The following is a 19167-nucleotide window of genomic DNA, read 5'->3' as shown; positions in this document are numbered from 1 at the left end:
AGCGGACGGGGGTACGGGAATCGGGTCCCGTGCCCCCGTTCGTGCGTCCAGCGGCAGGCGCGGCGCCGCTCGTCACCCCTCGAGGAGCATCCGGCGCGCCAGCCGCGCGAGCTCCCGGGTGGCCGGGGAGAGCGGCACGCCGGTCCGCTGCACGAGGGCGATCGTGTCGTACAGCGGCTCGGCGAACGCCACGGTGTGCAGCCCGCTCGGGAAGTTCCGTCCGGCGGCCACCGCCCCCGAGACGATCGTGTCACCGGCACCACGGGCCACGAGGTCGAGCGCCGAGTCGATGTGCTCGACCTCGATCCGCGGGACGAGGGAGACGCCGGCGAACTGTGCCCGCTCGGCCAGTTGCCGCCGGGTCGGGTCCCGCCACCCGTAGTGGGCGTCGTACAGCACGAGGTCCGTGGCCGCGAGGTCCTGGATCGTGACCGGGTGCTCGGTACGGGTGGGGTCGGCCGAAGCGAACAGCACGTCGTCGCGTCGGAGCGGTGTGACCTCGAGGCCCTCCGCGTCGATCGGCAGGACGACGAGCCCCGCTTCGAGCTCGCCCGCGGCGACGGCCTCGGCGACCTCGACGGAGTTGAGCCCGATCACGCGCAGTCGGACGTCCGGGTAGCGCGAGTGGAAGCGCTCGAGCAGCCGGGAGAGGAAGTAGTAGTTCGCGTTCCGGAGGAGGCCGAACGTGGCGACCCCGCCCTGCAGGCTGGTGAGGTCGCGGAGCGCTCGATCGGCAGCGTCCGCCGCCTCGACGGCCCGCCGTGCGTGGGGCACGAGGGCCTCGCCCGCCGGCGTGAGCACCAGTCCCCGGCTCCCGCGGTTGAACAGCCGCAGGCCGTACGTCTCCTCCATCCGCTTCACCAGCTCGGAGACCGACGGCTGGGCCATGCCGAGCTGGACCGCCGCAGCGGAGAAGGACCCGGCGGCGGCGATGACGAGCAATGCGCGGAGCTGTGTCAGCGTCATAGGGCAACCCTATGGGTCGTCGTGGAACATTCGCCCTTGTCCTTGCTCTCCGTCACCGGCATCGTCGTCTCCATGAAGCTCAGCCCGCGGTTCAGCACGGAGAACGCCGACCGGTTCTCGTTCATCAAGACCCCGGAGGTCGACGCTCCCGAGGCGCAGCGGGACCCCGCGGTGGCGGAGCGCGTCGCCGCGATGCTCGCGGAGATCGCTCGGGACGGCCTCGACGCCGTCCGGCGGTACGCGCGCGAGCTCGACGGCGCGGACGTCGTCGAGCTCTCCGCGGAGGAGCTCGCCGCCACCGGTGACCGGCTCGACCCGGAGCTCCGCCGTGCCATCGAGCTCGGTGCCGAGCGCACGCAGCAGTTCGCCCGGCTCCAGCGCGAGCACCTCACCGACTTCTCCGCCGAGCTCCTCCCCGGCCTGACCGTCGGCCAGCGCTACGTCCCCGTCGGCAGCGTCGGCGCGTACCTGCCCGCGGGCCGGTTCCCCCTCACCGCGAGCGCGTTCATGAGCGTCGGCGTCGCGAAGGCCGCTGGGGTGCCGACGGTCGTCGCCTGCACGCCGCCCCAGCCCGACGGTGGGGTGAACGCCGCCGTCGCCTACGCCGCGTTCGTGTCCGGCGTCGACCGGCTGTTCGTGGTCGGCGGGGTCCAGGCACTCGCGGCCATGGCCTACGGGCTGCTCGGTGAAGCGCCGGTCGACATGATCGTCGGCGCGGGCAACGCGTTCGTCGCCGAGGCGAAGCGCCAGCTGTTCGGCACCGTCGCGATCGACCTGCTCGCGGGCCCGTCCGAGGTCGCGGTCATCGCCGACGAGACCGCCGACCCGGAACTCGTCGCCGCGGACCTGCTCGGACAGGCCGAGCACGGGCCGAACTCCCCCGCGGCCCTCGTCACGACCTCCCGCGCCCTCGGCGAAGCCGTCGTGGCCGAGGTCGAACGGCAGCTCCCGACCCTGTCCACGAACGCGATCTGCGGGCCGGCCTGGCGCGACTTCGGCTCGGTGGTCCTGGTCGACGACCGGGAGTCCGCAGTGGCCGTGATGGACGAACTGGCTCCGGAGCACCTCGAGGTCCAGACCGCGGAGGACGACTGGTACCACGACCACCTCACCAACTACGGATCGCTCTTCATCGGCCCCTGGAGCACCGTCGCGTACTCCGACAAGGGGATGGCGGGCACGAACCACACCCTGCCGACCGCCGGCGGCGCGAAGCACAGCGCCGGCCTGTCCGTCTCCCGCTTCCTCAAGCCCCTGACGTTCCAGCACGTCGCCCGCGAGGCCACCCCGGCACTCGCGGACGCCGTCGACGTCATCTCCACGAGCGAGGGCATGTCCGCCCACCGCGCGACCGCCACGCTCCGCACCGAACGGCTCCACCGCGACAGCACGACCACCACCGAACCCTCCCTCGACCTCACGACCCGGAAGTGACCATGACCGCACCAGCACGTCGGCGAGGACTCCTCGCCGCGCTCCCCGCCATCGGACTCGTCGTCGCCCTCGCGGGGTGCTCCGCGCCGGGCGCAGGAGGCTCCGGACAGAGCGCCGACCAATCGGACATCACGAGCAAGGTCACCGCGGCCGACGTGAAGAAGGACGGCGACACCACCCTCACGATGTGGGCCGACGTCGCCGAGAAGCCGCTCATGCAGAAGCTCGTGCCGGCGTACGAGAAGGCCTACCCGAACGTCGACGTGAAGATCACCTACAAGAGCTTCGACGACCTCACCGCGACGGTCGTCAACGCGGCGAACTCCGCGAACGCGCCCGACGTGTTCCAGGGCAACATCGGGTACGCCGTCGACGGTGCGCTCGTGAAGGGCGGGCTCGTCCGGTCGCTCGACGACGTCGCGAAGGTCTACGGGTGGACGACCGGCACCGGCGCCTCGACGCTCGCCCCGGCGGAGTGGAACGGGAAGGGCACCGCGTTCGGGTCCGGCACGCTCTACGGCATGTCGCCGATCAGCGAGGTCCAAGGGATCTACTACGACAAGCAGAAGCTCGACGCCCTCGGGCTGCAGCCGCCGACGTCGATCGCCGACCTCGAGCAGGACCTCCCGAAGGCGAAGGCCGCCGGCGAGCAGCCGATCGTGCTGGGCAACTCCGACCAGTACGCGGCGACGCACATCTTCTCCGACATCGCGGTCACGAAGCAGGCGCCGAAGGACATCGCCGAGTGGATCGGCGGGAAGTCGGGCAGCACGTTCGAGACCTCCGGCAACCAGGCGGCCGCGCAGACCATGCGCGACTGGGCGGAGAAGGGGTACTTCGGCACCGGGTACGACGGCCTCAGCAACGAGGACGCCATCGCCCGCTTCGCCAAGGGCACCGGGGTGTTCTTCGTCGGCGGTTCGTGGAACGGGGCGTCGCTGAACTCGAAGGAGTTCGGGCTCGGTTCCCTGACGTCCGGCGGGGTCGGCGCCACCGCCTCCCCGTGGCACATCAGCACCAAGTCGAAGCACCAGGACGCCGCGATCGCGTTCCTCGCGATGCTCCACACCCCGCAGACCGGGCAGTGGATCCTCGACACCGGGCGGCTCCCCGTCGTCACCGACGGGGTCTCCAGCACCGATCCGCTCCAGGAGCAGACGCTGACGGCGCTCAAGGAGACGATCGCCGCCGGGACCCAGGTGGGCTACTACGACTGGAGCACCACCGACATGCTCACGAAGATGGGTGGCGCGCTGCAGGAGGTGATGGCCGGACGGACGACGCCGAAGGCCTTCACCGAGACGGTCCAACAGACCTGGGCGAAGGCGCACGGCTGACCATGGCAGCCCGTCGCAGCTGGTCCTCGCTCCTCTACGTCGCCCCGGCCCTGGCCTTCTTCGTCGTGTTCGTGGTCGTCCCGATCGTGCAGTCGGTCCGCATCTCGTTCTACGACTGGGACGGCATCAGCGTCGCGACCCCGGCCGGTTTCGCGAACTACACGGCCGTGTTCACCGACCCGGACCTGCGCCAGGCGCTCGGGCACTCCCTCGTCCTGCTCGTCTTCTACGCGGCGCTCCCGGTGCTCATCGGTCTGCTCCTCGCCGGGGCGATGTCACGGATCCGGATCCACGGCCTGACCGTGCTCCGCGCCGTGCTGTTCCTCCCCCAGATCCTGTCGAGCGTCGTCGTCGCCGTGGCCTGGCGGGGGATCCTCGCCGACGACGGTCCGGTGAACGCCGCGCTCCGCGCCGTCGGGCTCGGTGGCCTCGCGCACACGTGGCTCGGTGACTTCGGGACGGCGCTGCCGTCGATCGGGCTCATCGGGACGTGGGTCGAGTACGGGCTCTGCATGGTGCTGTTCCTCGCGGGCATCGCGACCATCGACCGGTCCCTCTACGAGGCCGCACGGCTCGACGGTGCCGGGGCGTTCCGGGAGTTCACCGCCATCACGCTCCCGGCGCTCCGTCCGCAGATCTCGATCGCGCTCATCCTCACCATCACGTTCGCGCTCCGGAACTTCGACCTCATCTGGAACACCACCCGCGGTGGCCCCGGCACGTCGACGACCGTCCCGAGCGTGTTCGTCTACCAGGACGCCTTCCAGGACCGTGCGCTCGGTCAGGCGTCGGCGCTCGCCGTCGTCCTCACGGTGCTCATCCTGGTCGTCGTCGGACTCGTCCAGCTCGCGCTGCGCGAGCGGCCGGAACGCCGAGCCACCAGGGGGGTCCGCGCGTGAGGGTCGCACGGAGCGAGAGCGCGCTGACGCACGCCGTCCTCATCGTCGCGGCACTCATCGCCGCGTTCCCGCTGGCCTCGGTCATCGTCACCTCCCTGCAGGGCAACGGGCCTGGAGGCGCGACCGCCGCGGGCAGCGTCGGCTTCGGCAACTACGTGGAGGCCTGGACCCAGGGCGGCTTCGGCTCGGCCCTCGCCTCCAGTGCGCTCGTCGCGATCACCGTCGTGGTCGTCACCGCCGCGGTGGCGTGCCTCGCCGGCTACGCGCTGGCCCACATGCGCGTGCCCGGCGGGCGGGTCATCCTCGGGCTGCTGCTCGTCGGCCTCGTGCTGCCGTACGAGGTCACCGTCCTCCCGCTCTACCAGATGCTCGCCGGGTGGGGCCTCGTCGACACCTACTGGGCCCTGATCCTCCCGCAGGTCGGCCTGTCGGTCCCGCTCGGGGTGTTCTGGATGCGGTCGTTCTTCGCGTCCGTCCCGACCGAGCTGCTCGAGGCGGCCCGCATCGACGGCGCCGGTCGCTTCCGGATCCTCCGGAGCGTCCTCATGCCGGTGGCGATGCCCGCCGTGGCGACCCTGGCGACGATCCTGTTCCTGTTCACCTGGAACGAGTTCCTCCTCGCACTGGTCCTCGTGCCGCAGAACCAGGCCGTGCAGACCGCACCGCTGTCGCTGTCCTTCTTCTCCGGCGCGCAGCACGGCGCGCAGCCCGACGTGACCGCGGCCGCGGCGGTGCTCGTCGCGCTCCCGATCGTGGTCGCCTACGTCCTGCTGCAGCGCCGGCTCATCACCGGCCTGACCGAGGGAGCGGTCAAGTGACCGGCGTCGCGAGGATCCGCTGCGACCAGGTGGCACCCGTCGTCGGCGACCTGACGGGGAACCTCTCGTTGCTGACCACCGCGGTGCAGCGAGCACTCGACGACCGGGTCGACGTGCTCGTGCTCCCCGAGCTCGTGACGAGCGGGTACGTCTTCCGGGACCGCGCCGAGGCCGAGCGCGTCGCGGTCACGGTCGAGGACCCGCTGTTCGCCCGACTCGCCGAGGCGCTCGCCGGGACCACCACCGTCGTCGTGTTCGGGTTCGCCGAACGCGACGGAGCCCGACTGCACAACAGCGTCGCGGTCGTGCAGTCGGACGGTGTCCGGGCGGTCTACCGGAAGACCCACCTGTGGGACCGGGAGACGCTCGTGTTCGACCCGGGCGAGGACGCGCCCCCGCTCGTCGACACCCCGCACGGACGCATCGGCGTCCTGGTCTGCTACGACATGGAGTTCCCCGAGATGCCGCGGATGCTGGCCCTCGCCGGCGCGGACCTCGTCGTCGTCCCGACGAACTGGCCGGTCGGCGCCCACCCCGAGCGTGACCGGGTCGCCGAGGTCATCGCCGCGCAGGCCGCGGCCCGGACCAACGGGGTCTTCATCGCCTGCTGCGACCGTTCCGGGACCGAGCGCGGCCAGGACTGGAACGAAGCGAGCGTCGTCGTCGACCAGTTCGGCTGGGTCGTCGCCGAGGCCGCTCCCGGGGCGGGCACGACCGCGGTCACGGTGGACGTGTTCCCCGCGCTCGCGCGGGACAAGTCGACCAGCCCGCACAACGACTGGCTCCGGGACCGCCGTCCCGCGCTGTACGAACGAGAGGTGCCGAGGGCATGACCGACGACCGAGACTGGTGGCGGACCGCCGTCATCTACCAGGTGTACCCGCGGTCCTTCGCGGACGGCAACGGCGACGGGACGGGCGACCTCGCCGGGATCACGGCGCGACTCGACCACGTCGCCGATCTCGGTGCGGATGCGATCTGGCTCTCGCCCTTCTACCCGTCGCCGCAGGCGGACGGCGGCTACGACGTGGCGGACTACCGCGACGTCGACCCGGTGTACGGCACCCTGGCCGACGCGGACGCGTTGCTCGACCGCGCGCACGGTCTGGGGCTGCGCGTCATCGTGGACCTGGTGCCCAACCACTGTTCCGACCAGCACGCGCTGTTCCGCCGGGCGCTCGCCGCGCCTCCCGGCAGCCCGGAACGGGCAGTGTTCCACTTCCGCGACGGACGCGGACCCGGCGGGGACGAGCCGCCGAACGACTGGGAGTCGATGTTCCAGGGGCCGGCGTGGACCCGGGTGACGGAGGCCGACGGCCGACCCGGGCAGTGGTACCTGCACCTGTTCGCCCCGGAGCAGCCCGACTGGAACTGGGACGACCCGCGCGTCCACGAGGAGTTCCGGACCACGCTCCGGTTCTGGCTCGACCGGGGTGTCGACGGCTTCCGCGTCGACGTGTGCGACGCGATCGTCAAGGCACCGGGCCTGCCCGACTGGCCGCACGCGGCGCACGGCGTCGTCGAGCCGGTCGACGGCGTGATGCCGCCGATGTGGGACCAGGAGGGCATCCACGACGTCTTCCGCGAGTGGCGCCGCATCCTCGACGAGTACGACGGGCAGCGGATCCTCTGCGCGGAGGCGTGGCTCCCGCCGGAGCGCGTCGCCCGGATCGTCCGGCCCGACGAGATGCACCAGGCGTTCAACTTCGCGTACCTGTCGCTGCCGTGGGACGCGGACGCCATCCGGGCGACCATCGACGTGAGCCTCGCGGCGAACGGTGCCGTCGGTGCGCCGACGACCTGGGTGCTCTCGAACCACGACGTGATGCGCCACGCGAGCCGGTTCGGCTACGACGGACCGGTCGAGCTCGAGGCGGGGGTCGGCGTCGACGACCCGCAGCCGGACCGCGCCCTGGGCCTGCGACGTGCTCGGGCCGCGACGCTCGTGATGCTCGGGTTGCCCGGGTCGGCGTACCTGTACCAGGGCGAGGAGCTCGGGCTCCCCGAGGCCACCACGCTGCCGGACGCGGTCCGGCAGGACCCGGTGTGGGAGCGGTCCGGACACCGCATCCGCGGGCGGGACGGGTGCCGGGTGCCGCTCCCGTGGGCGGCGGACGAGCCGTCGTTCGGCTTCGGGACGCCGGACGGGACGGCGACGTGGCTGCCGCAGCCCGACGACTCCGGCGCGTTCGCGGTCGACCGTGAGGTCGCCGACCCGGGTTCGACGCTGTCGACGTACCGGGCGGTCCTGAGGACGCGGCGGGACCTCGACGTGGCCGCCGGGCCGCTCCGCTGGGACGGGGACCGCACGGGTGCCGACGTGCTCGCCTTCTCGAGCGGCGCGGTGACCGTCGTCGCGAACCTCGGGCCCGCGCCCGTGGCGGTCCCGGACGGGACGGTGCTCGTCGCCTCGGTGCCGGACGCCGTGGTCGACGGGATGCTGCAGGTGGACGCCGCGGTCTGGATCGGCCGGGGCTGACGCGGGTCAGGCGTCGTCGCGCAGCGCCCGCACCATGCTCCGGAGGGCTCGGAGCGCCGCCGCCTGCTCCGCCGTGGACATCCCGCCGAGCATCCGGACCTCGACACCGCGCACCGCGGCCGACGCCTCGGCGAGGCGCTCCCGTCCGAGCTCGGTGAGCCGTGCCGGGAGCGCCTTCCCCACCGGGGCCTCGGCCGGCCGGGTCACCGATCCGTCCCGTTCGAGCGCCTGCAGGAGCACGTTCATCGACTGCCGGGTCACGAACGCCCCGCGCGCGAGCTCGGAGTTCGACAGACCCGGGCGCTGCGCGAGGAGCTCGAGGCACGAGTAGTGCGTCACGGTCATGCCGAGCGGCCGGAGCACGGCCTCCATCGCGGTCCGCAGGGCGCTCGCGGCCTCCTTCAGCAGGTACCCGAGCGAGGTGTCGAGGTCGATGACGGCGTCGTCTTGACTCATGTCAGTAGTCTGACATAGGTTCGTCCGTGTCAGGTAACTGACACAAACCGAAGGAGCACCCCATGCCCGCCACCGGCCCCGACTTCATCTCCCTGCAGACCCGTGACCTCGACGCGTCGCAGGCCTTCTACGAGCAGTACCTCGGTCTGGTCCGCTCGCCCGCCGGCCCACCGCACGCGGTGGTCTTCGCGACCACCCCGATCGCCTTCGCGCTGCGGGACCTCGTGCCCGGCACCGACCTCGACGCGACGCCGCAGCCCGGGATCGGTGCCGCGATCTGGCTGCACGCCACCGAGGTCCAGGCGATCCACGACGCCCTCGTCGCCGACGGGCACACGATCGTCTCGGCCCCGATCGACGGCCCGTTCGGCCGGACCTTCACGTTCGCGGACCCGGACGGCTACCACGTGACGCTCCACGACCGCGCCTGAGGCCCGGCGTCCGTTACGGTGCTGGGAGGACGGCGCCGGAGCCGCTCGGAAGGCGGACCCGATGACGGAACAGGCCACCACCGTGTCGCAGGCGTTCCTGCTGGCGAACGCCGACCGACTCCGCGCACTGGTCGACCGGGTCGTCCCCGCTGACGAGTACCCGTCCGCATCAGGTGCGGGTGCGCTCGACTTCCTGGCGACCGTCCTCGCGGAACGACCGGAGTGGCTCGACCGCGTCCGAGCGGTCGTGGGCGGCGCCGACACCGAGGACGACCCGGACTGGGTGTGGTTCGTCGAGCTCGTCGCGACCGGGTACTACGCCGACGCGGCGAACGGCGGCAACGCGGGCGAACGCTCGTGGGACATGGTCGGGTGGTCGCCCGAGCCGCCGTCCGGGTGGAGCGTGCCCGTGCCGGTCGCGACGGCGCCGCCCGTGGTGGTCCACCCCGCCGACCTCGCGGCGCGCTACGACGCCGTGGTGGTCGGGTCAGGAGCGGGTGGGGGTGTCGCCGCGTGCGGGCTCGCCGAGTCCGGACGGCGGGTGCTCGTGGTCGAAGCCGGACGGTGGCCGGGGACGGCGGAGCTCAGTCGCGACCACCTCCGGAACCCGCGGTCGACCTTCGGGTTCGCTCCCCGGACGGGGCCGTCGGACGCCGGCAACCCACGGACCGTGTCGGAGGGTCGGACGCAGCTGGTCATCGGGCCGTCGTCGTCCGCCTGGCACGCCAACGCGATGACGGCAGGTGGGGGCACCCGGGTGTACGGCGCGCAGGCCTGGCGCTTCGGACCACTGGACTTCGCGATGGCGTCGACGTACGGGGTGCCCGAGGGCAGCAGTCTGGCGGACTGGCCGTTCGGGTACGACGAACTCGAGCCCTGGTACGAGCGGGCGGAGTGGGAGGTCGGGGTCAGCTGCGGCGAGTCCGACGGGCCGTGGGCGGGGCCGCGCGGACGGGGCTTCCCGATGCCGCCGATCCCCTCCGGCGCGGCGCGGGAACGGCTCGCACGGGCCGCGGACGTCCTCGGCGTCTCGACGGTGCACGTCCCGCTGCTGGTGAATTCGGTCCCGTACCTCGGTCGGCGGGCGTGCGAGCAGTGCGGCACGTGCGTCGGGTTCGCCTGCCCGGTCGACGCGAAGAACGGCAGCCAGAACACCGTGCTGACCCGGGCGTTCGCGACCGGGAACGCGTCGGTCCTGCTCGGCAGTCGGGTCTCGCGACTCCGGACCGACAGCGCCGGTCGTGTCGTCGGGGTGACGATCGTCGGCACCGAGGACGGACGCGACTGGACGGCGGACGTCGACGCCGCCGAGGTCGTCGTCGCCGCGGGCGCGGTCGAGTCGGCGCGGCTGCTGCTCAACAGCAGGAGCGACCGCGAGCCGGACGGGATCGGCAACAGCACCGACCAGGTCGGCCGGCACCTGCAGGGTCACGTGTACGGCGGGGCGATGGGGGTCTTCGACGACGTCGTGGACGACGGGCTCGGCCCGGGGCCCTCGATCGCGACGACCGACTTCCGGCACGGCGTCGCCGGACAGGTCGGGGGCGGGATCCTGGCGAACGAGTTCATCGCGACGCCCGCGAACACGCGCCAGTACCTCGTCGGGACGGGCCTCGTCCCCCGCTCCGGGCTCGAGGGCAAGCACGCGATGCGCGACCTCGCCCGTCGGAGCATGCGGATCATGGGCCCGGTCCAGGAGGTCACGACGGCCGACGCCCGGGTCCGGGTCGATCCGACGGTGACGGACCGGTACGGCGTGCCCGTCCCGTGGTTCAGCGGCGGGGTGCACGCCGAGGACGTCCGCGCCCGCGACCACACCAGCGCCCGGAGCGCCGACTGGCTCCGTGCCGCCGGGGCGGTCCGGGTGGCCGAGCTGCGCGGACCGGTCCGCGGGACGAGCGGTGGACAGCACCAGGCCGGCACGCTCCGGATGGGGACCGACCCGGCGCACTCCGTGGTGGATCCCGTCGGGCGGGTGTGGGGGCACGACAACCTCCGCGTGGCCGACGGCTCCGTGCACGTGACGAACGGGGGCGTGAACCCGGTGCTGACGATCTTCGCGACGGCGATGCGGGCGATCGACGCGATGGTGCGTTCGACGCCCTGACGGGCCCGCCACCGCGACGGCTCGAGCCGCTCAGCCGGTGGGGTCGGCGTGTCCGTCGTGGTCGGTGCGTCGTCGGACCAGCAGCAGCACGGCGACGAGTCCGGCGGTGACCAGGACCGCGACACCGCCGAGGACCCACGGCGTGGCACCGGGACCGCGGCCGACGGCTGCAGCCGTAGCGGTCGGGGCCGCAGCTGCAGTGGTCGGCGCCGCGGAGTCGGCGGCGGTCGGGCCGGGCGACGGTGTCGTGGTCGCCGGCGACGCGGGGGCGCCCGTCGAGGTGAACCGGTAGCTCCCGGAGACCGGGTGTCCGTCGACGGACACGCTCCGCCACGTGACGGTGTACGGACCGGCCGCGGTGAGGTCCGCCGCGCGGCGGACGGTGCTGCCGTCGACCCGGACGTCCCCGTGCCCGACCTCTGTCCCGCCGGTAGTGGTCACCGACACGACGATGCCGGTCTCGAGCCCGGACAGCGGCGGCTCGGAGAACGTCAGGGAGACGCGGTCGAGCGCACCGTCGACGGTGCTGTCCGCCACCGGCACGGTCGACGCCAGCACGTCGTGCGCGGACGCCGGAGCCGCCGGGGCGAGTCCGAGGACGAGGGCGAGGACGGCCGTCGGGACGGCGAGGGTGAGTAGGGCGCGGAAGGGCACGATCCATCGTCGCAGATCCTGTCCGGGTGTTCAGGTACCCGGTCACGGCCAGGTGCGCTACGGTCCGAGCATGATCGTGTGGCTGAACGGGACGCACGGCGTCGGCAAGACGACGACCAGCCGACTCCTCCAGCCGCTGCTGCCCGGTGCCCGGGTGCTCGATCCCGAGAAGGTGGGCGAGACGCTGATGGACATCCGACCGCGGCTCCGCACGACCGACGACTTCCAGCACTGGGACCCCTGGCGGCCGCTCGTCGTGGAGACCGCGCGTCGTGTCCTGGAGTACGCCGGCGGCGTGCTCGTGATGCCGCAGACGGTCCTCGTCGAGCGGTACTGGCGGGAGATCTCGGCCGGGTTGGCCGGGCACGGGATCCCGGTCCGGCACTTCGTCCTGCACACCGACCAGGAGACGCTCCGCGAGCGCATCCGCAACGACACCGTCATGGGCCCGTCGGCCTTCCGGTCCAGCCGTGTCGAGCCGTACGCCGAGGCTGCGCGGACCTGGCTCCACGCCGCCGCCGAGGTGATCGACACCACCCACGCGTCGGCACAGCACGCGGCGGAGCAGATCGCACGGTCCGTCCTCGGTGACGGCGTCCCGACCGGAACACGGTCCGGGTCGTGAACGAGATGGTTCAGCGGTCGCAGTGGTCGGCCCTGACCTCGGACCCGGACACCGCGGCCGAGATCGTCACGCGGCTGCCGGACATCCGGCGTGCCCGGGTCGAGGGCGACCGGGCGGCGCTGACCTTCGAGGAGCGCCGTCGCGGCTCCGACCTGCTGTCCCTCGTCTCGATGGCGTGCACGGACACCGTCGACGGCGACGTCGAGGCGAGCTCGGCGATGGTGATCTTCTGGCTGAAGTCCGGCGTGGGGCAGGTCGACGACGAGCCGGTGCGGACCGGTCGCCCGGTGCTGTTCCGGCACGACCCGCAGCACGTGCGGTGGGACGGGTTCCAGCTCGACCTCATGCGGATCGACCGGACGGTCGTGGAGCAGGTCGCCGCCGAGCGCGGCGCCTGGCACCCCGGACCGCTGGAGTTCCAGCCCCGGCACATCCCGGAGGGCCCGGCGCTCGCCGCCTGGTGGCTGATGGTCCGTTCGGTCGCGGCGGAGGTGCTCCGCGGTCCGGAGGAGGTCACGGCCGAGCGCGAGCGGGAACTGACGCGCTTCGCGGCCGGCGGGCTCCTCACCGCGATCCCGCACTGGCCGGTCGGTCAGCACGAGCCACGCACCGCGGCGGCCGCACGGTTCGCGCGGGCCGAGGGGTTCCTCCTCGACCACGCCACCGAGCAGATCACGGTCGAGGACGTCGCGACGGCGGCCGGCCTCAGCGTCCGTGGGCTGCAGGACGCGTTCCGCCGGCACCACGGCATCACGCCGACGACGTACCTCCGGCGGATCCGGCTGCTCCTGGCGCGGGAAGCGCTCGAGTCCGGCGACGACCGCAGTGTCGGGGACGTCGCCCGGGACGCGGGCTTCGTGCACCTCGGCCGCTTCGCGGGCAGCTACCGCGACGAGTTCGGTGAGCTGCCCCGCGAGACCTGGCAGGCGGCGCGGCGGCTCTGACGGGCGCCCGGGTCAGGCGGCCTGCGCCGGCTGGTCCCGCAGCGCCGGGCAGTGTTCCGCGGTGGGGTGCTCCGAGATCGCGATGACCTCGTCCAGCCGTGCGCGAGCCGCCTCGAGCTCCGCCAGCTGCGCGGTGATGCGGTCCCGTTCGGCGACGAGCAGGGCGAAGGACTCCGGGGTCGCGCGGCCGGAGTCCACGCACGGCAGGAGCTGCACGATGGTGCGGCTCGACAGCCCGGCGCCGAACAGCTGCTGGACCAGCTGGACCCGTTCGACCGCGGACGGCCCGTAGGTCCGTTGCCCGCTCGGGGTCCGGGTCGCGGCGAGCAGTCCCTGCTCCTCGTAGTACCGGAGCGAGCGGACGCTCACCCCGGTCCCGGCCGCCAGGTCCCCGATGCGCATGCGCTCTCCGTGTCCGTCGTGCAGGGCTTGCCCCTGACATCGATGTGAGGTCTTAGCGTAACCGAGCCGCTGCGGGAAGCGCTCGCTCGGCAGGAGGAACCACATGGAGATCGCAGGATCCGTCGCACTCGTCACCGGCTCGAACCGCGGCATCGGACGCCGGTTCGTGCAGCAGCTGCTCGAGCGCGGCGCCACGAAGGTCTACGCGACCGCGCGCCGTCCGGAGCTCGTCGACATCGACGGCGTCGAGGTGCTGCCGCTCGACATCACCGACCAGGAGTCGGTCACCGCCGCGGCCGCAGCGGCGCCCGACGTCACCCTGCTCGTCAACAACGCGGGCATCACCACCCAGGGGTCGCTGCTCACCGACGACCTGACGAACGTCCGACGTGAGCTGGACACGCACTTCTGGGGCAACCTCGCGATGGTCCGGGCGTTCGCTCCGGTCATCGAGGGCAACGGCGGCGGTGCGGTCGTCAACGTGCTCTCCGCCCTGTCGTGGTTCGTGTACCCGGGCTCGGGCGGCTACGCGGTCGCCAAGGCCGCCGAGTGGAACATGACGAACGCCGTCCGGCTCGAGCTCGCCGGTCGGGGCGTCAGCGTGCAGGGGCTGCACCTCGGTGCGGCGGACACCGACATGATGGCCGGCTACGACGGTCCGAAGGTCGACCCGGCGGACGTCGCACGAGCCTCCCTCGACGGGGTCGAGCGGGACGCGGCGGAGGTCGTGGTGGACGAGTGGAGCGCGATGGTGAAGGCATCGCTCGCCGACGCACCAGAGGCGTTCTACGCACAGTTCGCGTGACCGCATGAGGACCGCACGGGTTCCGCCGCGGTCCGTGAGGGATCCGTCAGCGGCCTGTCCGGCGCAGCGCGCCGGACGGACGCTGGGGTGGTGACCTTGACCGCGATCCTTCCGACGTTCCGAGCGTCCCTCCCGGAACCCATGGACCCCACGATGTGGCCCGCGCACACCGAGCTCACCACCGACGACGTCGTGGTCGCCGCGGTGTCGATGGTGCGACTCGCCGGGCTGACCGGCACCCCGTGCGTGCACACCGCCGAACAGGCTCCGCCGCGCTACCGCCCCCGGACGTGGAGCCCCCGCGAGGTGAGCGTCGCGGTGGCCTCGGTCGTCCGGGTCCGGCGTCCTCGGACCGGCGTGGTGCTCCTCGAGCTCGACGCCGTCCTGCCGCGGGACGCCGTGCTCGACCAGGTGCGACTGATCGGCCGGGCGAGCACGGCGGCACCGACCTGGACGTACGTCGTCAGTCCGTGCGCCGAGGCGGACGACGGCCCCTTCCACCGACTCCCGGCACCGCTGCCCGCGGACGTCCACGAGGGCGACCTGATCTGCTTCCCGTGCGTCACCGCGATCCGGCACCGCGACGTCGTGGAACCGGTGCGCGCCGAGGTCCTGCGGTGAGCGTCGCGTCCGACGTCCGGGCCCGGGTCGTCGACGGGCCGCACGTCTGGGGTCGGTACGTGGTGCGGCCGGTCGACCGGACGATGTGGAGCACCAGGACGCTCGTCGTGTACGCGCCGGGGACGGACCACGGGCGAGCGGGCACTGCTCCGTGCGTGGGGCGCGTGGCCGGGCATCGGGGCGCTGGTCGCGATCGCCGCGATGGCCGTCCTCGCGGTCTCGCCCGTGCTCGGGACCGTGGCAGCGGTCGTCGTCTACGCCGCGGGGTTCGTCCTGCTCGGGCGGGCCAGCCGACGGCTGCGGCCGACGGTCCGATCGCTCACCGTGACGACGTTCCACGGCAACGGCCGCCCGGAGGTGCACGGGAACGTCGCTCGGCTGCGGTGTGCGCTCGAGGCCCTCACGGTGTCGGAGCGGGTGCTGCGCACCGGGGGCATCCGGCCGGTCGACTTCGAGGCGGTGTGGGCGGAGGTCTGGGAAGAGCTGCCCGAGCGCCGTGTCAGACGCGGAGGAACGCTTCGATCTCACCCACGATGAGGTCCGGGCGGCTGATGAACGGGTGGTGTCCGGTCGGGACGTCGACGGACCGCGTGGCCCGCTCGGCGAACGAGCGTTGCAGGGCGACGGTGGTGGAGCGGTCGTCGATGCACACCACGGCGGTCGAGTCGACCCCCTCCCACGCCGCGGTGGTGGTCGGCGTGCCGAAGGCGCGGACGTCCTGCGACGTGACACGGCTCCACGCTGCCCGCTGGGTCGCCGCGTCGGCGTCCTGCAGGAACCGGGCACCGAACGAGTCCTCGTCGTAGCCGTCGACGACGATGCGGCCGTCGTCGTCCTGCCGAACGCGGACCGGGTCCGGTTCGCCCGACATGATCGAGCCCTGTGACTTCCCCACCTCGGGCAGGTAGCTCGACACGAGCAGCAGGTGCCGCACGGACGGGTGCGCACCGGCCTCGGCGATCACGGTGCCGCCGTACGAGTGGCCGACGACGATCGCGTCCGACACGTCGTCGAGGGCGCGGCGCAGGGCGGCCGCGTCCTCCCGCAGGCCGCCGCCCCGGACCGTGCCGTCGGGGTCCGGCTCACCGCACGACGGCAGGGCGACCGCCCGGCTCGAGACCCCGGTCCGCTCGTGGAGGAGGTCCGCCGTGGGCCCCCACCACCACGCTCCGTCGCGGACCAGGGCGCCGTGCACGAACAGGACGGTCGGCTGTGCCACGGGATCAGCCCGCCGAACGGAGGAAGTCGGCGATCGGGGTCGAGCCGGTGTTGAACCGGAGGGTCTTCCCGACGGTGTGGTCGCTCTCCACGGCGTCCGCGACCACGTGGGCGACGTCGCCGCGCGGGACCTGGGTCGACGAGCCGTCCCAGCCGATCGACCCGGTGGGCTCGTCGTCGGTCAGGGTGCTCGGTGCGACGATCGTCCACCGGAGCCCGGAGTCGCGGAGGACCGCGTCGGCGATCACCTTCGACTGCGCGTAGGCGAAGAAGTCGTCGTCCTGCGGCACCCCGTGGTCGAGGACCGAGCCGGACCACGAGACCATCACGTACCGGTCGACCCCCGCCCGGGCCGCGCCCTGCATCGACAGGATGGCGGCGTCGCGGTCGACGGCCCACGTGCGGTCGGCCGACCCGCCACCGGCACCGGCCGACCAGACGACGGCGTCGTGACCGTGGACGAGCTCGGCGAAGTCGGTGATCGTCTGCTGCTGGATGTCGGCGACGTGCGGCTGCCCGCCGTGGGCGCGGACCTCGTCGGCCTGGTCGGCGTTCCGGATGACCGAGGTGACCGTGTGACCGCGGTCGGCGAGGATGCGGGTGGCGAGGAGGGCGACCTTGCCGTGGCCGCCGAGGACGATGACGTTGCTCATGCGGCGGACGCTACTCGCGACCCCTCGCCGTCAGCCGACCCGGCGGCGCTGCACCAGGGTCGCGGCGCCGAAGGCCAGGAGCAGGATCCCGACGCACCACGCGAGCGCCACCCACAGGTCGGCGTCGAGCGGCTCCCCCGCGAACAACGCCCGGATCGAGTCGACGATCGACGTCACCGGCTGGTGCTCGGCGAACCAGCGGACCGGTGACGGCATGGTGTCCGTCGGCACGAAGGCCGAGCTGATGAACGGCAGGAAGACCAACGGGTACGAGAACGCGCTCGCGCCGTCCACCGACTTCGCCGACAGCCCCGCCACGACCGCGACCCAGGTGAGCGCCAGCGTGAAGAGCACGAGGATGCCGAGGACGCCGAGCCACGCGCCGACGCCGGCACCGCTCCGGAAGCCCATGAGCAGCGCGACCCCGACGACGACCGCCAGGGACACCAGGTTGGCGACGAGCGAGGTGAGCACGTGGGCCCACAGCGACGCCGCCCGGACGATCGGCATCGAGCGGAAGCGCTCGTCGATCCCGGCCTGCAGGTCGAGGAACAGCCGGTACGAGGTGTACGCGACACCGGAGGCGACCGTGATGAGGAGGATCCCGGGCAGCAGGTAGTCGACGTAGGCGGTGCTCCCGGTGTCGATCGCGCCGCCGAAGACGTACACGAAGAGCAGCAAGAACGCGATGGGCATCACGGCGGTCGTGATGATGGTGTCGGGGCTCCGGAGCACGTGCGTCAGGGAGCGCCCGGTCAGCACGGTCGTGTCGTGGATCGGGTGGGTGGACATCAGGCGACCTCCTCGTCGGTCGTGGTGGAGCCGTCGCCGATGACGGCGAGGAAGACGTCCTCGAGCGTGGGCTGCTTCTCGACGTACTCGACCTTCGCGGGCGGGAGCAGGCGCTGGAGTTCGGCGAGGGTGCCGTCGGCGATGATGCGGCCTTCGTGCAGGATGGCGACGCGGTCGGCGAGCTGTTCGGCCTCGTCGAGGTACTGCGTGGTGAGCAGCACGGTCGTGCCGCTCGCGGCGAGGGCACGGACGGCGTCCCAGACCTCGATGCGCGCCTCGGGGTCGAGGCCCGTCGTCGGTTCGTCGAGGAACACCACCTCCGGGTCGCCGACGAGGCTCATCGCGATGTCGAGCCGGCGGCGCATGCCGCCCGAGTAGGCCCCCGCACGCCGCGAGCCCGCCTCTGTCAGCGAGAAGCGCGCCAGGAGCTCGTCCGCGAGCCGGCCCGCGTGCCGGAGGTGTCGGAGGCGCGCGACCAGCACGAGGTTCTCGCGGCCGGTCAGTACCTCGTCGACGGCGGCGAACTGGCCGGTGAGACTGATCGCCTCGCGCACCGCGCCGGGGTCCGCGACGACGTCGTGCCCGGCGACCGCGGCGCTGCCGGCATCGGCACGGGCGAGGGTCGCGAGGATCCGGATCGCCGTCGTCTTGCCCGCGCCGTTCGACCCGAGGAGCGCGACCACGGTCCCGGCCTCGACGTCGAGGTCGACGCCGCGGAGGACGTGCAGGTCACCGAAGGCCTTCTCGAGCCCCCGGACCCGGATCGCCGCGGTCACGACGCACCGGCTTCCGTCTCGGCCTCGTCGATGGCGGCGACCAGGCGCTGCTGCTCCTTGCTGAGCCACGAGCCGAGCCCGTAGTTCGCCTTGAACTCCTCGGCGAAGGCGATCGGGTCGTCCCCGACGACCGTGCGGACGCTCGTGCCGTCGGCGGCGGTCTGCTCGAACAGGTCCGCCAGGTCGTCGAGCATGCGCATGAGCTGGTCGCCGTCGCTCGGGCCGGTGTACATGATGTACCGCTCGATGCCGGCGACGGCGGTGCGCTGGCTCGTCGGCAGCGCCGCTGTGCGGGCCTTGTACTGCCGCCAGCGCTTCTTGTCGCCGATGAGCTTGGTCGTGATGTCCGTGATCGAGATCCCCATGATCAGTCCTGTCCGTTCGTGCTGCTGGTGGTGCGCTTGAGGTGGTCGAGTCGACCGGCGAGGAAGGTCCAGGCCTCCCAGAAGCCGGCCAGCTGTTCCCGGCCGCGGGCGTTCAGGGTGAACACCTTGCGCGGCGGGCCCTTCTCCGACGGGACCTTCTCGACGTCCACGAGGCCGCGCTGCTCGATGCGGACAAGCAGGGCGTAGACGGTGCCCTCGGCGATGTCGGTGAAGCCCTGCTCCCGGAGCGAGGCGGTGATCTCGTACCCGTGGGCCGGTCGGCCGACGAGCACGGCGAGGACGATCCCCTCGAGGATGCCCTTGAGCATCTCGGTCTCCTGCTTGGCCATCGTGTCCTCTCGGTACGGCTACTCAGTGTTGCTGA

The 19167-nt window shown here is 72.6% G+C and carries 22 protein-coding genes and 2 pseudogenes; 14 read left to right on the top strand and 10 right to left on the bottom strand.

What is annotated here, in order from left to right; genetic code table 11:
- Positions 1 to 72: 72 nt before the first annotated feature.
- Positions 73 to 966 (bottom strand): LysR substrate-binding domain-containing protein, encoded by an 894-nt coding sequence (locus FS825_RS06605; protein WP_144711665.1) that lies wholly within the window; start codon positions 964 to 966, stop codon positions 73 to 75.
- 36 nt (positions 967 to 1002) lie between these two features.
- On the opposite strand from FS825_RS06605, the gene hisD reads away from it, so the two are divergent.
- The 6 genes from hisD to FS825_RS06575 are packed head-to-tail and all read left to right on the top strand — an operon-like array spanning position 1003 to position 7933.
- Positions 1003 to 2400: a histidinol dehydrogenase gene (gene hisD / locus FS825_RS06600; RefSeq protein WP_222126897.1), complete on the top strand. Its 1398-nt coding sequence runs from the start codon at positions 1003 to 1005 to the stop codon at positions 2398 to 2400.
- 2 nt (positions 2401 to 2402) lie between these two features.
- A complete protein-coding gene (locus FS825_RS06595; protein WP_144711664.1) occupies positions 2403 to 3737 on the top strand; it encodes an ABC transporter substrate-binding protein in 1335 nt (444 codons plus the stop codon).
- A gap of 2 nt (positions 3738 to 3739) precedes the next feature.
- Positions 3740 to 4636, top strand: coding sequence for a carbohydrate ABC transporter permease (locus FS825_RS06590; protein WP_144711663.1), 897 nt, complete (start codon positions 3740 to 3742; stop codon positions 4634 to 4636).
- Entirely contained in the window at positions 4633 to 5454 is an 822-nt protein-coding gene (locus FS825_RS06585) for a carbohydrate ABC transporter permease (protein WP_144711662.1), read from the top strand. The genes FS825_RS06590 and FS825_RS06585 overlap by 4 nt, the downstream gene beginning before the upstream one ends.
- 29 nt (positions 5455 to 5483) lie before the next feature.
- Complete coding sequence (locus FS825_RS06580; RefSeq protein WP_222126896.1) at positions 5484 to 6287, top strand: nitrilase-related carbon-nitrogen hydrolase; 804 nt, start codon at positions 5484 to 5486, stop codon at positions 6285 to 6287.
- Entirely contained in the window at positions 6284 to 7933 is a 1650-nt protein-coding gene (locus FS825_RS06575; RefSeq protein WP_144711660.1) for a glycoside hydrolase family 13 protein, read from the top strand. The genes FS825_RS06580 and FS825_RS06575 overlap by 4 nt, the downstream gene beginning before the upstream one ends.
- A gap of 6 nt (positions 7934 to 7939) precedes the next feature.
- Here the strand turns inward: FS825_RS06575 and FS825_RS06570 are convergent, their stop codons facing one another.
- Positions 7940 to 8389 (bottom strand): MarR family winged helix-turn-helix transcriptional regulator, encoded by a 450-nt coding sequence (locus tag FS825_RS06570; RefSeq protein WP_144711659.1) that lies wholly within the window; start codon positions 8387 to 8389, stop codon positions 7940 to 7942.
- A gap of 62 nt (positions 8390 to 8451) precedes the next feature.
- On the opposite strand from FS825_RS06570, the gene FS825_RS06565 reads away from it, so the two are divergent.
- Together FS825_RS06565 and FS825_RS06560 are read left to right on the top strand one after the other, a co-directional pair.
- Positions 8452 to 8820 carry a VOC family protein gene (locus tag FS825_RS06565; RefSeq protein WP_144711658.1) on the top strand — a complete coding sequence of 123 codons (369 nt, stop codon included), beginning with the start codon at positions 8452 to 8454 and terminating at the stop codon, positions 8818 to 8820.
- Between the two features lie 61 nt (positions 8821 to 8881).
- Positions 8882 to 10927 carry a GMC oxidoreductase gene (locus FS825_RS06560; protein WP_144711657.1) on the top strand — a complete coding sequence of 682 codons (2046 nt, stop codon included), beginning with the start codon at positions 8882 to 8884 and terminating at the stop codon, positions 10925 to 10927.
- Positions 10928 to 10957: 30 nt separating this feature from the next.
- On the opposite strand, the gene FS825_RS06555 is transcribed toward FS825_RS06560, so the two are convergent.
- Positions 10958 to 11581: a copper resistance CopC family protein gene (locus tag FS825_RS06555; protein ID WP_144711656.1), complete on the bottom strand. Its 624-nt coding sequence runs from the start codon at positions 11579 to 11581 to the stop codon at positions 10958 to 10960.
- Between the two features lie 70 nt (positions 11582 to 11651).
- On the opposite strand from FS825_RS06555, the gene FS825_RS06550 reads away from it, so the two are divergent.
- Both FS825_RS06550 and FS825_RS06545 read left to right on the top strand, forming a co-directional pair.
- Positions 11652 to 12206 (top strand): AAA family ATPase, encoded by a 555-nt coding sequence (locus FS825_RS06550; protein ID WP_144711655.1) that lies wholly within the window; start codon positions 11652 to 11654, stop codon positions 12204 to 12206.
- A 5-nt stretch (positions 12207 to 12211) separates the two neighbouring features.
- On the top strand, positions 12212 to 13150 hold the full coding sequence (locus tag FS825_RS06545; RefSeq protein ID WP_260981081.1) for an AraC family transcriptional regulator: 939 nt from the start codon (positions 12212 to 12214) through the stop codon (positions 13148 to 13150).
- Positions 13151 to 13162: 12 nt separating this feature from the next.
- Here the strand turns inward: FS825_RS06545 and FS825_RS06540 are convergent, their stop codons facing one another.
- Positions 13163 to 13552, bottom strand: a complete 390-nt coding sequence (locus FS825_RS06540) for a MerR family transcriptional regulator (protein ID WP_144711653.1) — start codon at positions 13550 to 13552, stop codon at positions 13163 to 13165.
- A 103-nt stretch (positions 13553 to 13655) separates the two neighbouring features.
- Between FS825_RS06540 and FS825_RS06535 the strand changes: the two genes are divergently transcribed.
- The 4 genes and pseudogenes from FS825_RS06535 to FS825_RS06525 all read left to right on the top strand — a co-directional run.
- Positions 13656 to 14357, top strand: coding sequence for an SDR family oxidoreductase (locus tag FS825_RS06535; RefSeq protein ID WP_144711652.1), 702 nt, complete (start codon positions 13656 to 13658; stop codon positions 14355 to 14357).
- Between the two features lie 141 nt (positions 14358 to 14498).
- Positions 14499 to 14978, top strand: coding sequence for a hypothetical protein (locus tag FS825_RS06530; protein ID WP_144711651.1), 480 nt, complete (start codon positions 14499 to 14501; stop codon positions 14976 to 14978).
- Positions 14915 to 15094: pseudogene (locus tag FS825_RS19115) on the top strand (hypothetical protein); the annotation flags it as partial. The gene FS825_RS06530 and the pseudogene FS825_RS19115, both read left to right, overlap by 64 nt.
- Positions 15095 to 15119: 25 nt before the next feature.
- A pseudogene (locus tag FS825_RS06525) lies at positions 15120 to 15515 on the top strand (DUF6611 family protein); the annotation flags it as partial.
- On the opposite strand, the gene FS825_RS06520 reads toward FS825_RS06525, so the two are convergent.
- From FS825_RS06520 to FS825_RS06495, 6 genes are read right to left on the bottom strand one after another with little or no spacing between them, the layout of a single operon-like run.
- A complete protein-coding gene (locus FS825_RS06520; protein WP_222126895.1) occupies positions 15478 to 16197 on the bottom strand; it encodes an alpha/beta fold hydrolase in 720 nt (239 codons plus the stop codon). The pseudogene FS825_RS06525 and the gene FS825_RS06520 sit on opposite strands and share 38 nt — an antisense overlap.
- Positions 16198 to 16201: 4 nt before the next feature.
- A complete protein-coding gene (locus FS825_RS06515) occupies positions 16202 to 16849 on the bottom strand; it encodes an SDR family oxidoreductase (protein ID WP_144711649.1) in 648 nt (215 codons plus the stop codon).
- Between the two features lie 30 nt (positions 16850 to 16879).
- A complete protein-coding gene (locus FS825_RS06510; protein WP_144711648.1) occupies positions 16880 to 17641 on the bottom strand; it encodes an ABC transporter permease in 762 nt (253 codons plus the stop codon).
- Positions 17641 to 18417, bottom strand: a complete 777-nt coding sequence (locus FS825_RS06505; RefSeq protein ID WP_144711647.1) for an ABC transporter ATP-binding protein — start codon at positions 18415 to 18417, stop codon at positions 17641 to 17643. The genes FS825_RS06510 and FS825_RS06505 overlap by 1 nt, the downstream gene beginning before the upstream one ends.
- Positions 18414 to 18782, bottom strand: coding sequence for a DUF1048 domain-containing protein (locus FS825_RS06500; RefSeq protein ID WP_144711646.1), 369 nt, complete (start codon positions 18780 to 18782; stop codon positions 18414 to 18416). The genes FS825_RS06505 and FS825_RS06500 overlap by 4 nt, the downstream gene beginning before the upstream one ends.
- 2 nt (positions 18783 to 18784) lie before the next feature.
- Positions 18785 to 19132 (bottom strand): PadR family transcriptional regulator, encoded by a 348-nt coding sequence (locus FS825_RS06495; protein ID WP_144711645.1) that lies wholly within the window; start codon positions 19130 to 19132, stop codon positions 18785 to 18787.
- Positions 19133 to 19167 lie beyond the last annotated feature (35 nt).

Source organism: Curtobacterium pusillum, assembly GCF_007680845.1.
Classification (GTDB): Bacteria; Actinomycetota; Actinomycetes; order Actinomycetales; family Microbacteriaceae; genus Curtobacterium; species Curtobacterium pusillum_B.
Note: the sequence above shows the minus strand (reverse complement) of the source record. Positions and strands in the feature narration are given on the sequence as shown.

What these genes read in the sequence shown, in the direction of transcription:
- FS825_RS06605 (WP_144711665.1), bottom strand. Translation starts at nt 966, where the DNA reads ATGACGCTGACACAGCTCCGCGCATTGCTCGTCATCGCCGCCGCCGGG.
- FS825_RS06595 (WP_144711664.1), top strand. Translation starts at nt 2,403, where the DNA reads ATGACCGCACCAGCACGTCGGCGAGGACTCCTCGCCGCGCTCCCCGCC.
- FS825_RS06590 (WP_144711663.1), top strand. Translation starts at nt 3,740, where the DNA reads ATGGCAGCCCGTCGCAGCTGGTCCTCGCTCCTCTACGTCGCCCCGGCC.
- FS825_RS06575 (WP_144711660.1), top strand. Translation starts at nt 6,284, where the DNA reads ATGACCGACGACCGAGACTGGTGGCGGACCGCCGTCATCTACCAGGTG.
- FS825_RS06570 (WP_144711659.1), bottom strand. Translation starts at nt 8,389, where the DNA reads ATGAGTCAAGACGACGCCGTCATCGACCTCGACACCTCGCTCGGGTAC.
- FS825_RS06565 (WP_144711658.1), top strand. Translation starts at nt 8,452, where the DNA reads ATGCCCGCCACCGGCCCCGACTTCATCTCCCTGCAGACCCGTGACCTC.
- FS825_RS06560 (WP_144711657.1), top strand. Translation starts at nt 8,882, where the DNA reads ATGACGGAACAGGCCACCACCGTGTCGCAGGCGTTCCTGCTGGCGAAC.
- FS825_RS06550 (WP_144711655.1), top strand. Translation starts at nt 11,652, where the DNA reads ATGATCGTGTGGCTGAACGGGACGCACGGCGTCGGCAAGACGACGACC.
- FS825_RS06545 (WP_260981081.1), top strand. Translation starts at nt 12,212, where the DNA reads ATGGTTCAGCGGTCGCAGTGGTCGGCCCTGACCTCGGACCCGGACACC.
- FS825_RS06540 (WP_144711653.1), bottom strand. Translation starts at nt 13,552, where the DNA reads ATGCGCATCGGGGACCTGGCGGCCGGGACCGGGGTGAGCGTCCGCTCG.
- FS825_RS06535 (WP_144711652.1), top strand. Translation starts at nt 13,656, where the DNA reads ATGGAGATCGCAGGATCCGTCGCACTCGTCACCGGCTCGAACCGCGGC.
- FS825_RS06530 (WP_144711651.1), top strand. Translation starts at nt 14,499, where the DNA reads ATGGACCCCACGATGTGGCCCGCGCACACCGAGCTCACCACCGACGAC.
- FS825_RS06515 (WP_144711649.1), bottom strand. Translation starts at nt 16,849, where the DNA reads ATGAGCAACGTCATCGTCCTCGGCGGCCACGGCAAGGTCGCCCTCCTC.
- FS825_RS06510 (WP_144711648.1), bottom strand. Translation starts at nt 17,641, where the DNA reads ATGTCCACCCACCCGATCCACGACACGACCGTGCTGACCGGGCGCTCC.
- FS825_RS06500 (WP_144711646.1), bottom strand. Translation starts at nt 18,782, where the DNA reads ATGGGGATCTCGATCACGGACATCACGACCAAGCTCATCGGCGACAAG.
- FS825_RS06495 (WP_144711645.1), bottom strand. Translation starts at nt 19,132, where the DNA reads ATGGCCAAGCAGGAGACCGAGATGCTCAAGGGCATCCTCGAGGGGATC.